Below are 14,069 nucleotides of genomic sequence, written 5' to 3'. Positions count from 1 at the left end.
ATTCTAATTCTTGCAGTTGGAGCCGCTGAACGAATTCTACGCAATAGAATTGGTGTAATTATCTTTGACGGAACTGGACGTGTATGGTCAGAAGAAATAATTACAATGTCTTTCTTTCCTTTTGCCAGTTCTTCCAACTTTAAAGAAGCTATTGGATTATCTAACGATCTTTCCACCAACTCTTGTTCTGAATATTTTGCATGATATGTGGCTGCCTCGGAAACTAGAGATCCTGCAAAATTATTTTCAGAAATGTGGGCAATAATACTTTTTTTATCATATGGTAATTTTATATCTATCATTCTTTGATAATTTCCTTTCCTATCAATCTAATTAGCAATTATAATTAATCAAAAGGAAATTCAAACATTCATTCGTGCATACTTATCAATATATTCAATAAGAGTATGATTTGTAACGTTGAACTTATACACTTTTTTCAATGCAAAAAACCGGATTGACTTTCCCCGCTATTAAAAGTACCATCTGTTGTTGGTACTTGTTGGAGTTTCCATAAAAATACCACTATAATGTTACTATATAGAAAGGATTGTGTAGTACATGGTAATGAGCCATACTGAATACTTGATGAATTATCTTCAATCAGAAAGAATGCCTGTAATTAAAAAGAAAAAACATACCTATTTGACCTATCATGGATTAGAAGAAAAGAGTACCTATGTTTTGAAACATGGAATTGTTAAAACTTCAATTATTTTACAAGATGGTAGAGAATTTAATCTTTCATACATAACTCGACCTGATGTTTTGAGTTTACTTCGCGATGAAGTTTCTAAATACACTGACCAACCGTTTAATGTTCGTGTTGAATCTCAAGAAGCGGAGTTTTATAAAATTGATCGTGTTAAATTTTGGGAAATGGTTAATCAAGACGATGAGTTAAATAATTACGTTAAGGAATATTATCGAACAAAGCTTTCAGAAAATATTGTTCGTTTACAACGTATGATAATGGGTGGAAAACACGATGCTGTCTGTGCATTTTTATATCAACTCAATGATTTGTTCGGTAAAAGGCTTCCTAATCATCAAGGAGTATTAATTGATTTTACTGTAACTAATGAGGATATCGCTGGGTTCTGCGGTGTCAATTCAAGATCGTCAGTAACTAGAATACTGACTGACTTACGTGAAGAAGGCATTATAGACATAAAAAACCATAAATTTATTATTACGAACATGAATTATTTATTAGATTATGTGTCAATTTAGTTTTTACTGCAGCTTCTTTTATTGCTTTTCAGTATATATAAAAAATAAGATTAAACGTTAAAAATCAGTTTGATTTTTAACGTTTAATCTTATTTTTAAGTTTCTGAGACATCTATTAATTCAGAGGATCACCATACCATTTTTGATACATTGATTCAATTATAGTCATAGTATGCATGGTCAGCTCAGGAGTTACAACTGAACTTTTTAATTCTTTATTCGCTAACGCTTCATTTATATGATTAATTTCATGTACAATTTCACTTTGCTGGTCATCAGCCTTAAATTTCTTCAATTCACCAGTAGCAGTTTTCAAGTATGCCATTTTGGCTTCCCAATAATTTGGAATTGCCAACCTTCCTTTTGTTCCATATACCACTATCTTAGTCTCTAAGCCAAAGTCAGTTGCAATGATGATGTTCGCTAAAACATCATCTGCTTTTAATGCTAAGTTGCATCTGGTGTCTGTCTCACCAACTTCATTGAACTCAAACCCATTCCACTCTGTAACATCTTTACCAGTTAAATACTGAATAAGTCCAATTGGAGTCGTTCCTCCATTTATGAAAGCACCACCACCTGCAGATAACCTCGTAAACCATTCTTTTTTATCAGTAGTATCATAGTTCTCTTGAATATCTATGAAGTTCACTTCACCTATCATGCCCTGATCAATCAATTGTTTTGCTTTTTCAATGATTGGTAAGAAAATCGCGCTTTGGGACTCCATGATAAACAAATTCTTTTGCTGAGCCAATAAAAAAAGTTCACGTGCACCGACCTTGTGTCTCGTAAATGGTTTTTCCAATAAAACATTTTTCCCAGCTTCTAACGCGGCTTTAGCGCTCTCATAATGATCTTCATTTTTTATAGCCAAATATACAATATCAATTGAATCATCATTGAACAATGATTCTAGTTCATCATAAGTATCCGGGATTGCCATCTCTTGAGCAAACTGCTGCGCCTTTTTATAATCATGTCCAAAATTTGCAACTGCCTCACCTTTTGCGCTTTCTTTCAATGCTTCAACAAATTTAACTGCTAATCTATTAGTACCGACGATTCCATAACGGACTTTTTCTGCCATCATACTCACCTCATCATTGATAATAACTGCTTTTTATCCATTGTATCAGAGTTGCTGGCAGTTTCGTAACTATATTGGATCATATTTACTTATTTTTCGAAATTATACTGCGTAACTTGACTCCATCTTCTTCTGAACCGATTGTCACACGCAGCCAGTCTTTTAACAAACCGCGCCTAATCTGATATCCATTCCTTAATAATTCATCTGCTAATTTATTTGCAGCAGGAAAATTGAAAAAGACAAAATTTGCCTGACTGCTATAATACTTAATCTTACTTTCCTTGAAGAAATGTTCCCAATTATCTCTTTCAATACGCGTTTTTTCAACAGAATTATTGATAAAATCTTGGTCTGCCAACGCTGCTATTGCTGCAACCTGTGCAAGTGAATTCAGATTATAGGGCAATCTTACTGCTTGCATATAATTTGCTAGGTTTTCATTCATTACCGCATAGCCAACACGATAATTTGCTAATCCATATGCTTTGGAGAATGTCCGCAATAGCATTACGTTTTTGTAATTATCTAATTCTGGTAAAAAACTGGTACTATTATTTTTTGTAACATAATGAATATATGCTTCATCCAACAAAATCAAAACATTATCTGGAACCTGATCAAAGAAAGCCTTCAATGTACTGACCTCTTCATACGTTCCAGTCGGATTATTAGGATTGCATACCCAAATGACTTTTGTTTTATTCGTAATCTGCTTCAAAAAGCCTTCAAAATCATAGTGCCCATTTTCAGACAAACAAGGAACTTCAATAACTTTTGCACCTTCTATTTGAGCATGCAGTGCATATTCTGAAAATGTTGGCTTACTGAGGATCACCTCATCCCCAGTCTCAAGAAAGATACGTGAAATCATTGTAATAATTTCATCAAGACCAACCCCAAAAACCAACTTTTCAGGGATCACTCCTATGAAATCCGCAATCTTATTTCTTAAATCACTCGCATAGCCATCAGGATAACGATTTTCTTCTCCAAAGTTCCATTTTAAAATCGCTTCTTTTACCTTTGGAGAAGTTCCAAATGGATTCTCATTTGCTGATAATCTTACTAATTTCTTTAATCCCAATCTTTCTTTGACACTCTCAATCGGCTCTTCAGGTATATAATTCTCAATCTTCTTAATTTGTGATTTCATTGTTATCTCCTTATAGGTCTTGAATTTTACGGCGATCCTGCGTCTTGCTCATCAGACCTTCTCGCTTAGCCAACTCTACCTTTATCTCATCAAATTCTACTCCCTGTTCTACTAGGAGAACCATCACATGATACAGCAAATCAGCAGTTTCATATACTAACTCACCTTTATCAGGATTTTTTGCAGCTACAATTACCTCAGTTGATTCCTCCCCGACTTTTTTTAGAATTTTATCGAGCCCTTTAGTAAATAAGTAGTCTGTATAGGAACCTTCCTTGGGATTTTCCTTTCTTTTCAATACTAATTGGTATAGTTCTTCTAAATTTTGCATTATCACTTTTCTCCTTTAAAATTAATTTTTTCAAAAAAACAGGTACGTTCCCCAGTATGACAAGCTGGTCCTGCTGGCTTGACTCGGATTAAAAGCGTATCTTGATCACAGTCAAGCATAATATCCTTCACAACCTGTGTATTTCCGCTGGTTTCTCCTTTATGCCATAATTCCTGTCTTGAACGTGACCAAAACCAAGTTTCGCCCGTCATAATAGTTCTTTCATAGCTTTCCTCATTCATCCACGCAACCATTAAAACGTCACTTGTTTCATCATCGACAATTACACTTGTTATCAAGCCCTTTGCAAAATTAGGTCTGCTCATCTAATATTCACTCCTTGATCCCTCAATGTTTTCTTCAAGTCCGGAATTGCAATCTCACCATAATGAAAAACCGATGCTGCAAGTGCACCATCTACTGCACTTTTCTGAAAGACATCAGCAAAATCTGAACTCGTTCCCGCACCACCAGATGCAATAATTGGTACATCGACCAATATTGATAACTTTTGATATAATTCGATATCAAAACCTGACTTAGTACCATCTTTATCCATACTTGTCACGAGCAATTCACCTGCACCAAGTTCAACGATCTTTTTGGCCCACTCCAGCGCATCAATTCCAGTAGCTGTCTTACCCCCATGTGTATAAACTTCATAATAATCTTTTGCTGCATTTCGTTTAACATCAATTGCTACTACAATACACTGATTGCCAAACTTTTTTGCCCCTTCTGTAATTAATTCAGGGGTTGCTACTGCGGCAGAATTCAATGAAATTTTATCTGCCCCCGCCCGTAACAATTCCTGCATATCGGTAACAGATTTAATCCCGCCACCAACTGTTAATGGCATAAAAACTTGACTGGAAACGCGCTCAACTACACCTTTCATTGTACTTCTTTTCTGATTTGTTGCTGTAATATCAAGAAAAACTAACTCATCTGCTCCTTGGCTTTCGTACTCTGCAGCAATGGTCGCCGGATCACCAACATCAACCAGATTTACAAAATTAATTCCCTTCTTAACTCTTCCATTATCAACATCCAAACATGGAATGATTCTCTTAGCCAGCATTGTCGTTCACCTCAGCAATCTCTGTTAATGTCAATCTGCCTTCAAACAATGCTTTACCAACCACCATGTCAGGCAACCCCGCCACAACCAATCTTTTTACATCTTCAATATCACGAATACCCCCAGATGCAATAATATTGCAGTCATTAAAGCTTGCCTTGAGCTTTTTTAATAATTCAACATTAGGACCCTTCATCGTGCCGTCTCTTTGAACATCAGTCACAATAAAGTTTCTGGCCCCTGCCTGTTCCATCTTAGCAATCAAAGTCTCCATCTTCGTATCAGATGTATCTAACCATCCATTCACTGCTACCAACTCATTAGTTCCATCGACGCCAATTACAATTTTAGCTGCACCAAATTGTTTTAATGATTCAACCACAAACTCAGGATCAAATAATGCTGCTGATCCAATAATTACACGGTTAATTCCAAGGCTAAGATAGTGTTCTACTCGTGCTAAATCTCTAATACCTCCGCCAATTTCAATTAGCCCAGTAAATACCTTCCGAATGTCTTTAATGACAGTTTCATTTTGCGGTGTTCCCTTCAAAGCACCATCTAAATCAACTAGATGCAAACACTTAATCCCAGCTGCTTGATATTTTCGGGCTTGTAATGCAGGTGTTTCTTCTATCAATGTTTCTTCCGCAAAATCTCCTTTGTATAAGCGGACACTCTTACCTGATTTCAAATCAATTGCTGGAAAAATCATTGCCTAACCACCTTTTCTGAAAATGTCTTCAAAATCTTCAGTCCTACTGCACCACTCTTTTCAGGATGAAATTGTGTACCAAAAATATTCTTATTTTGGACCATTGCCGGAATTTCAACCCCATAATCAACTGTTGAAATTAGATATTGCTTGTCACAAACTGCATAATATGAATGTACAAAATATGTGTATTCATCAGCAATAAAAGCAAAGTCAGTTTCATTTTTCTTAAGTTGGTTCTCATTCCAACCCATTTGAGGGACCTTTAAATCACCTTTTTCAGGAATAAGACCAACTTCTCCAGGAATCAGGCCTAATCCCTCATGGCTCCCATATTCGCTTGACTTTTCAAAAAGCAGCTGCATTCCAAGACAAATTCCTAACAAAGGAATTTTATTATCCAAAACTACTTTTTTAATAACACCAATCAAACCTTTTTTTTCCAAGGTTGCCATTGCAGGACCAAATGCTCCCACACCAGGTAATATTAATCCAGAACTTTTCATGATTTTCTCTGGCTCGTCCGTTAATTGAACTTCAATCCCAAGGTGTTTAAATGCCTTTATCACATTGAATGTATTACCTGCATCATAGTCGATTATTGAGAGCACTTAAATCACCCCTTTCGTTGAATTTACACCTTCAATCTCTGAATTAATTGTTACTGCCTGTCTCATTGCTCTTCCAAATGCTTTAAATAAACTCTCAATCTTATGATGCGTGTTTCTCCCATACAAAATTTCAGCATGTAAATTCATCTCGGTGCTAAATGCAACAGCTTGAAAGAAGTCTTCCACAATTTCTGTCTCAAAATCACCTAACCGCGGATTCTCTAGCTCTGCTTTAAAAACCAAATATGAACGTCCACTTAAATCAACACAAACTCGGCCAAGCGTCTCATCCATTGGTACAAAAGCTGTTCCATATCTTTCAATCTGCTTTTTTTGTCCCAAAGCCTCTTTAAAACACATCCCTAAAACAATTCCCGTATCTTCAACTGTGTGATGTGGGTCCACATTCAAGTCACCCTCTGCGATTACTTCCAAACCAAAACGGCCATGTTTTGCAAAAAGTGTCAACATATGATCAAAGAAGCCCACTCCCGTACTGATTTTACTTTCTGTTTGCTTATCCAAGTTCAACTTAATTCTTATTTTTGTTTCTGCAGTATTTCTTGTAATTTCGGCTTCTCTCATATTAATTCTCCTTTTGATTAAATCTTTCTTCAATAGCACGGGCATGTGCTTCAAGTCCCTCAGTACGAGCAAGCGTCGTAATAGCTTTCAAATCACCTGCCAGTGACTCTTTTGAAAAATTAATGAATGATGTTTTTTTGACGAAATCATAAACACCCAATGGAGATGAAAACTTAGCTGTTCCACCAGTTGGCAATACATGATTGGGACCAGCTACATAATCCCCAAGGGGTTCACTTGCATATCTGCCTAAAAAGACCGAACCTGCATTCCTGATTAAGCTCAAATATTTCATTGCATCCTCAAGCTGAACTTCTAAGTGTTCTGGCGCAACAGTGTTCATTAGTTCAAACATCTCAGGAACGGATTTCATTACTGCGATAAATCCCCGTTCATTAATTGATTGTGTGGCGATATCCTTGCGTGGAAGTGTTTTTAATTGCTTTGTTACTTCATCGCTAACTGCTTGCGCTAACTGTTCGTCATCCGTTATTAAGATTGCACGAGCACGAACATCATGCTCCGCTTGTGAAAGCAGGTCAGCAGCCAATTCATTGGGCTTAGCATCTTTATCAGCCAATACACCAATCTCTGAAGGACCGGCAACCATATCAATTGCAACTTTACCAAAAACCTGTTTTTTTGCAGTTGCAACATAAATATTCCCTGGTCCGACAATCTTATTGACTGCTGGCACAGTTTCCGTTCCATATGCCAAAGCTGCAATTGCTTGTGCTCCACCAATTTGATAGACAGCATCTACACCTGCAATTTTGGCAGCTGCCAAAACAGTTTGGTTGATGCCATCCTTTTGTGGTGGTGTCACCATAATAACCTCATCTACACCTGCAATTTTGGCAGGTAATGCAGTCATCAGAATCGTTGAAGGATAGGCAGCTGTACCACCTGGAACATAGATACCGACTCGCTCTAGCGGTGTGACTTTTTGTCCTCTAATAATCCCTGGAATATTTGTATCAATAAAGCCTTGTTCTTTTTCCATTTCATGATAGCTGATGATGTTCTCCTTTGCTAATAATAATGATTCTTTAATCTCATTTGATAAATTCTTGTAAGCATCGTCAATTTCTGCTACGGGTATCTTGAATTCATCTAATGAAATGCTATCAAATCTTTTTTCATAATCTTTAAGAGCTTCATCGCCTTTTTCTCTAACATTTTCGACAATCTCAGCAACTCGTCGTTCAATTTCTAAATCAGTTGTCTGTTCAGTTAATCTTGCAACAATCTTCTTCATTTCACTTAATGATTCACGATATATTTTCATTTTTTCCGCCCCTATTTTTTTAATTCTTTATTTTGAATAACTTTTTCTAATTTATCTACCAATGAATATATTTCACGTGCTTTTTGCTTCAATGACATGCGGTTAACGACAAATCTCGTTGAAACCTTGTCCAAATAATCATAAATAAAAAGGTTATTTTCTTTCAATGTTGTTCCAGTCTCCGTGATATCAACAATTGCATCGGCCAGCCCTATTAGTGGTGCTAACTCAACTGAACCTTCAATCTTGATTACTTCAACATCTTGCCCTAGTGATTCAAAATAATTTTGCGTAATCAATGGATACTTTGTGCCAATTACTCTACGACCTTCTTTGTTAATCTCAAAATCTGTAGTCGAAGCAAGCACAAATTGACACTTTCCAATCCCTAAATCCAATAATTCATACTGTTCATTGCGATGCTCTGTCAAGATGTCGCTTCCAACAATCCCAATATCTACAACTCCAGAATTTAAATAAGTTGTAACGTCTGGTCCTTTGGCTAAAATGAACTGATATTCTTCATCTGGAGTATTAATTATCAGCTTTCTCTTTTTATTTTTAAGTGGTTCACAGTCAACACCAGCTGCCGTAAGTAACTCAATCACGGGCTCCTCAATCCTTCCCTTAGTCAAAGCAATCTTCAGTGACATTTTGCAAATTACCTCCTTCATCAATTTTATATAGTTCAGCATTTTGCTTGTGCGCAGCAAGAAATGCTTTTCTTAAATCAGCTTCCATTGATAACTCAAATTTGTGCTTATTGAGAATTTTATTTACCATTCCAAGTTGCTCGGGTTGGTAATACAATAAATCTTTTTCCCTTCTTTGTACTGAAACAGTAGAAAAATCTGCCAGTATTTCTAAATCAATTCCCATCCCAACAGCCGGTTCAGCTTGTTCTTGAAAATTCTCTAATAATTGATCGTATCTACCACCACTAAAAACATATTCAGAATTACTTTCGATAAAGCCCTTGAAAGTAATTCCAGTATAATAATTCTGCGGAGGAGCAACACTCAAGTCTAATAAGACTTTCTGCTTCGGCAACTGCTCTAACCAAGAGGTAACTTGTGTCAATTCATTAATAATCTGCTGGGCTTTTTCGGGTAGTTCATATTCTTTTATTTTGCGGAGAACCCAAGAAATATTTCCAAATAGCCGTGGCCACTTCTCTAAGAATTCAAACTCTTTTTTGTCTTTAAAAATAGATATATAAGCGAGATACTTCGGCATATTCTTCCTAAATAATTCCGTTTTGATTTTCTCTTTTAAGAACTTATCTTGCGTCAGCACATCTAAGATGCTGTTAGCAAATTGAGCATGTCCTAATTCAATTTGGACTTTCCCCTGAAGGAATTCTGTACTGATTTGATTAATCAAAAGCATACATTCAAGTTCTGCTCGAATTGAAGGGTACCCTACAATTTCAATGCCTGCTTGCGTCATCTGATTATATTTGCCAGATAAGGCCTTTGATATATTAAAGCGTTCACCAACATAATAAAATTTTTGCGGGAGTTTCACATTATTTGTAGCTAAGAAACGTGCCAATGGTAATGTTAAATCAGGACGTAATATTAGGCTATCATCATTACTATCAAGTAATTGATACGTTCCCATTTGCTTTAAATCAAACTCTGCAAAAACCTCCTTATGTTCCAGCAAAGGTGTACTTACCTTCATGAAATTATTTTCAAGAAGTCTTCGCTCAATCTCGGTTTTTATATGATATTTTTTTGATTCACGTTTCCCAAATCCATCTCTTGTTCCCAGTGGTAAATTGACTTTATGCATCTTTTTAATGCCTCCTTAAAAATAAAAAAGTCCTCTTAGTCTAAAATTAGACTAAGAGGACGATTACCGTGGTTCCACCTCAATTTGTTAGTACCTCACAGTACCAACCTCATGTTGAATATAAATTCAACAGCGTTAACGAGCTTATCCGAGTAAACCTAATAGCCACAACAACGACGTTCGATTCATTGATTCATAGGTGTGTTTCATCAATTACTTCGGTCTCCTTCCCAACAACGGAAACTCTCTGTACGAGCGGCAATTGACTAATCTTCTAATCACAATCTTTTTTTATTAGAATTATATTAGTTTCATTAATTTTAAATAAGCATACACTTGAACTTATTTTCTGTCAAGTGTTTCTATGAAATCTGTCAGATGATATCCTCGACCAACCTCAGCAATCGCATGCGCATCAGAACCAAATACGAATGGAATATTCTTTGCACAAGCCAATTGGATAATTTGATTTCCTGGATATATCTCATTACAGTATGGCTTATATAATCCTGCAGTATTAAAATCAAGCTCTCTGCTCTGCTCCTTAACCGTATTTAAAATATTAGAAAGCAATTCAAGATTATTGTTAGCAAATTTTGCTGGTAATTCAAAATAATCTTGATACTTTTTAATCAAATTCATATGGCCAATTCTTTGTGGTGCATATTTTCCTAAATCAGCTAAGACAGCTTGTTGAATAAGCTCGAAGTATCTCTGGTACAAGTTTTGCGGATCTGCTAAAAAATCTGAAAAACCATTAGCAAACTCTGTCGTATCATAATCGACACACCAAAAGCCGTTAGCAGTGCCCTTCATAAAATGAACAGATAAAATATTTTCTTGTGTTCGCGGACCATATTCATTCAAAAACTGTCTAATATCTTCTTCAAACCCAGGCAAATAATCAACTTCAAACCCAATCTTGAGATTGATAACATCACCATATTTTTTTTGCAGATTTTCACATAATTCAAAATAATCTTCCAATTGTGACCATTTAAGTGATGCTGTTTCTAAGCCCTCTGGGTTGCCTCTAAATTCTGATGCAAATCTTTTTGGCAATGGTGCATGTTCAGTAATACAATAATCTGAAAAGCCCAATTCAATAGCTTTTTCAACCATTTTTGCAGTAGAATCACCTGAACCATGCGGACAAAGTTCTGTATGTGTGTGCCCATCTTTCTTCATAAAATCCACCTCATCTAAATAAAATACTTGTTCAAATAATCTGCAATATGCCTTTTATATTCATTGGGGTTAATCCAATAGCTTTCAGCATGGCTTGCCCCCTCTACAATCCACAATTCTTTTGCAGCCTTTGTTGCCCGATAATTCTCCAGTGCCATATAACTTGGAACATAATCATCTTTTTCTCCATGGATAAAAAAGATTGGTAAGTGATTCTTTTTTAGTTGTTCAATTGATGAAATATCATCCAGATAATACCCTAAACGGCTATGGTTAATTGTGCTAACAAGTGGATAAAATGGATATTTAGGTAAATGAAATTGCTCCTTCAACAAGTAGGTGAGTTCCTCATCGATACTGGAGTATCCACAATCCGCGATGAGACATTCAACTTGGGAAGGTAAGTCTTCCCCACTCAGCATCTCTACAGTCGCAGCACCCATACTAACTCCAAATAAAACAATTTTGGCCTTCGTTCCAATCCTGTCAATTACTCGTGTAATCCACTTCAAATAATCCAATCTATCTAGCCAACCAAAACTAATATACTTGCCAGCACTTTCACCATGCCCACGATCATCAGGCAACAAGATATTATATCCCATATCATAGAACATCTTTGCATAATTTGCCATCGTCTCGCCGTTTCCCTTATATCCATGTGAAATTATTGCAACATTTGGCGAACTGCTTCTAGCTGGAATAAAGTATGCGGACATCCGCTCTTCCTCGTCACCAATTGAAAAAGTCCAATGTTCCTTGGTAGCCTTCTTAAACCACTCCACATACTTCCAGTAACTTTCGGCATATTTTTGCTTATCCGCTCCTGCTTCAGGAACATAGTCAACTCTCTTAAATGCAAATTTAAACAAGTATTCGCTTACCAAAACTGCACCCGCGATCCCCGTTCCTAGTATTGCACTCAAACAAAAATTCTTTTTCCTCATCTCTTTACCTCCAACGCTTCACTACTTACAAAGTCAATTATTATCTTAATTAAAAAAAAGCACAAGCAAAACTTCTTTGTCATTATAATAACAAAAAAGTTCACTTGTACTAAATTAATGTTAGCTAGTTCAGTCCTCAGAATCTCTCTTTAAAAAATCTTACTTTAGACGATTATTTAGTTCTTTACTTAAATCTTCATATCCTGGTCTATTCAATAATGCGAACATATTCTTCTTGTATGCTTCGACACCTGGTTGATTAAATGGATTAATCCCATTTAAGTAGCCCGAAATTGCAACGGCTATTTCAAAGAAATAAATCGTGTATCCAAGAGTATACGCACTGCGGTCTGGGATGTTCACAACCATATTAGGGACATCTCCATCAGTATGCGCCAAAACAACCCCTTGGAATGCCTTTGTATTAACAAAGTCCATTGATTTTCCTTCAAGATACCCTAGACCATCTAAGTTTTCTTCTTCCTTTGGTATCTCAACATCGTGATTAGGCTTAGCAACCTTTACAACTGTTTCCATTAGATTGCGACGACCCTCTTGGATATATTGTCCTAATGAATGCAAGTCTGTAGAGAAGTTAGCTGATGAAGGATAGATACCCTTTTGATCCTTACCTTCAGACTCACCCATTAATTGTTTCCACCATTCTGAGAAATATTGCAATGATGGCTCGTAGTTCTCAAGAATTTCTGTTGTATAACCCTTACGATAAAGAATATTACGCAATGTGGCATATTGATAAGCTTCGTTCTTTGTCAAATCAGCATCCTGATACGCAACACTTGCATCTGCCGCTCCTTGCATGATTGCATCTACATCTGCACCTGATGCAGCAATTGGTAATAATCCAACTGGTGTTAATACTGAGAAACGACCACCAACATCATCAGGGATAACAAAAGTCTCATATCCTTCCGCATCCGCTTCAGTCTTCAAAGCTCCACGTGCACGGTCAGTTGTAGCGTAGATACGCTCTTTAGCAGCTTTGCCATATTTTTCCACCAGCTTTGCCTTGAAAACACGAAAGGCAATTGACGGCTCGGTTGTGGTTCCAGATTTTGAAATAACATTAACAGAGAAATCACGGTCACCAACTAAATCAAGCAAGTCATGGACATATGAAGAACTAATTGAATTACCTGCAAAGAAGATTTGTGGTGCATTTCTCTTTTCGGCAGAAAGTAAATTAAAGAAACCATGATGAATAAATTCAATTGCTGCACGAGCACCCAAATAAGAACCGCCAATTCCGATTACAATTAAAACTTCAGAATCTGACTGGATCTTTTTTGCTGCCTTCTTAATTCTTGCAAATTCTTCTTTATCAAAATCAGCAGGTAAATTTAAAAAACCTCTAAAATCATTACCTGCACCAGTACCTTCACGCAATTCCTTATCTACAGCCGAAACAAGCGCTTGCATTTCTCCTAATTCGTTAGGATGAACAAATTTTGTTAAGTTAGAGCTATCAAATGAAATATGTGCCATTTTGGGTATCTCCTTTTTATTCTTTTTTATTCCACCGCTATTATACAATATAATTCTTAATCTGTACGGACTTTTTATGAAAAAACAATTAAATATGCTTAAAATTGCTTACAAATATGCTATAACAACTTACTAATATGATTGTATTATAATTTTTCTCAAACTTCCAGTTAAAGAATTAAAAAATAAAAAGTAAATGTGACATAAGTTGGGAAACTTTGAGCACTAACTAAAATTATGAGCAAAGTATACTCTTTGCTACGAGTACTTTGGAGTTTAGAGTTTGGCAAAGAATTTTGACCTGTGGCACGTTTAACCAGAATGTGATATAAGTTTGAATTACGAACATCGTAAGTGCTTTGTTATGAATAAATAGAGGATTAGATCAAAATTTAACTTTTGACCTAACCCCTATCCTACGTTTAGTCAAGCCTCTAATTTCTTATTTTTTTAATCTTTGAACTAGTGATTGAGAATTGGATTAATATTTTAACTTATTTGAAGGTTGTAGCTTTTTGTCCTCAAATTTAAGTACAAGAAA

Annotated in this window: 16 protein-coding genes and 1 other annotated feature; of the genes, 1 reads left to right on the top strand and 15 read right to left on the bottom strand. The window is 36.0% G+C overall.

Translation table 11 applies throughout. The features are described from left to right. The coding region (locus tag FFX44_RS12375; protein ID WP_289981630.1) for a lactate racemase domain-containing protein at positions 1-302 on the bottom strand (302 nt) is incomplete at its 3' end. Between the two features lie 259 nt (positions 303-561). On the opposite strand from FFX44_RS12375, the gene FFX44_RS12370 reads away from it, so the two are divergent. Beyond that, positions 562-1,233, top strand: coding sequence for a Crp/Fnr family transcriptional regulator (locus tag FFX44_RS12370; RefSeq protein ID WP_289981606.1), 672 nt, complete (start codon positions 562-564; stop codon positions 1,231-1,233). A 115-nt stretch (positions 1,234-1,348) separates the two neighbouring features. On the opposite strand, the gene FFX44_RS12365 is transcribed toward FFX44_RS12370, so the two are convergent. The 14 genes from FFX44_RS12365 to FFX44_RS12300 all read right to left on the bottom strand — a co-directional run bounded on the left by FFX44_RS12365 (position 1,349) and on the right by FFX44_RS12300 (position 13,528). Continuing rightward, on the bottom strand, positions 1,349-2,326 hold the full coding sequence (locus tag FFX44_RS12365; protein ID WP_289981599.1) for a Gfo/Idh/MocA family oxidoreductase: 978 nt from the start codon (positions 2,324-2,326) through the stop codon (positions 1,349-1,351). Positions 2,327-2,408: 82 nt separating this feature from the next. Further along, positions 2,409-3,479 carry a histidinol-phosphate transaminase gene (gene hisC / locus FFX44_RS12360; protein WP_289981595.1) on the bottom strand — a complete coding sequence of 357 codons (1,071 nt, stop codon included), beginning with the start codon at positions 3,477-3,479 and terminating at the stop codon, positions 2,409-2,411. A 10-nt stretch (positions 3,480-3,489) separates the two neighbouring features. Further along, entirely contained in the window at positions 3,490-3,810 is a 321-nt protein-coding gene (hisE, locus tag FFX44_RS12355; RefSeq protein ID WP_289981592.1) for a phosphoribosyl-ATP diphosphatase, read from the bottom strand. Positions 3,811-3,812: 2 nt separating this feature from the next. After that, positions 3,813-4,136: a phosphoribosyl-AMP cyclohydrolase gene (gene hisI, locus FFX44_RS12350; protein ID WP_289981586.1), complete on the bottom strand. Its 324-nt coding sequence runs from the start codon at positions 4,134-4,136 to the stop codon at positions 3,813-3,815. After that, positions 4,133-4,891, bottom strand: coding sequence for an imidazole glycerol phosphate synthase subunit HisF (hisF, locus tag FFX44_RS12345; protein WP_289981575.1), 759 nt, complete (start codon positions 4,889-4,891; stop codon positions 4,133-4,135). Before hisF ends, hisI begins: the two co-directional genes overlap by 4 nt. Next, positions 4,881-5,606: a 1-(5-phosphoribosyl)-5-[(5-phosphoribosylamino)methylideneamino]imidazole-4-carboxamide isomerase gene (hisA, locus tag FFX44_RS12340; RefSeq protein WP_289981569.1), complete on the bottom strand. Its 726-nt coding sequence runs from the start codon at positions 5,604-5,606 to the stop codon at positions 4,881-4,883. Before hisA ends, hisF begins: the two co-directional genes overlap by 11 nt. Continuing rightward, positions 5,603-6,217, bottom strand: a complete 615-nt coding sequence (gene hisH, locus FFX44_RS12335) for an imidazole glycerol phosphate synthase subunit HisH (RefSeq protein WP_289981568.1) — start codon at positions 6,215-6,217, stop codon at positions 5,603-5,605. The genes hisA and hisH overlap by 4 nt, the downstream gene beginning before the upstream one ends. Beyond that, entirely contained in the window at positions 6,218-6,802 is a 585-nt protein-coding gene (hisB, locus tag FFX44_RS12330; RefSeq protein ID WP_289981559.1) for an imidazoleglycerol-phosphate dehydratase HisB, read from the bottom strand. A 1-nt stretch (position 6,803) separates the two neighbouring features. Beyond that, the gene (gene hisD / locus FFX44_RS12325; protein WP_289981555.1) at positions 6,804-8,090 is read right to left on the bottom strand and encodes a histidinol dehydrogenase; all 1,287 of its coding nucleotides are present in this window, start codon (positions 8,088-8,090) and stop codon (positions 6,804-6,806) included. An 11-nt stretch (positions 8,091-8,101) separates the two neighbouring features. Next, positions 8,102-8,752 carry an ATP phosphoribosyltransferase gene (gene hisG, locus FFX44_RS12320; RefSeq protein ID WP_289981632.1) on the bottom strand — a complete coding sequence of 217 codons (651 nt, stop codon included), beginning with the start codon at positions 8,750-8,752 and terminating at the stop codon, positions 8,102-8,104. Then, complete coding sequence (locus tag FFX44_RS12315) at positions 8,718-9,887, bottom strand: ATP phosphoribosyltransferase regulatory subunit (protein WP_289981548.1); 1,170 nt, start codon at positions 9,885-9,887, stop codon at positions 8,718-8,720. Before FFX44_RS12315 ends, hisG begins: the two co-directional genes overlap by 35 nt. A gap of 52 nt (positions 9,888-9,939) precedes the next feature. Beyond that, positions 9,940-10,178, bottom strand: a binding site (T-box leader). 51 nt (positions 10,179-10,229) lie between these two features. Then, entirely contained in the window at positions 10,230-11,075 is an 846-nt protein-coding gene (hisJ, locus tag FFX44_RS12310; protein ID WP_289981540.1) for a histidinol-phosphatase HisJ, read from the bottom strand. 14 nt (positions 11,076-11,089) lie between these two features. Continuing rightward, positions 11,090-12,022, bottom strand: a complete 933-nt coding sequence (locus FFX44_RS12305; protein WP_289981538.1) for an alpha/beta hydrolase — start codon at positions 12,020-12,022, stop codon at positions 11,090-11,092. Positions 12,023-12,181: 159 nt separating this feature from the next. Continuing rightward, complete coding sequence (locus FFX44_RS12300) at positions 12,182-13,528, bottom strand: glucose-6-phosphate isomerase (protein ID WP_289981537.1); 1,347 nt, start codon at positions 13,526-13,528, stop codon at positions 12,182-12,184. Positions 13,529-14,069: the final 541 nt, after the last annotated feature.

This window comes from Lactobacillus sp. UCMA15818 (genome assembly GCF_030400225.1).
Taxonomy (GTDB): Bacteria; Bacillota; Bacilli; order Lactobacillales; family Lactobacillaceae; genus Liquorilactobacillus.
This window is presented reverse-complemented; position numbering and strand designations above follow the sequence as displayed.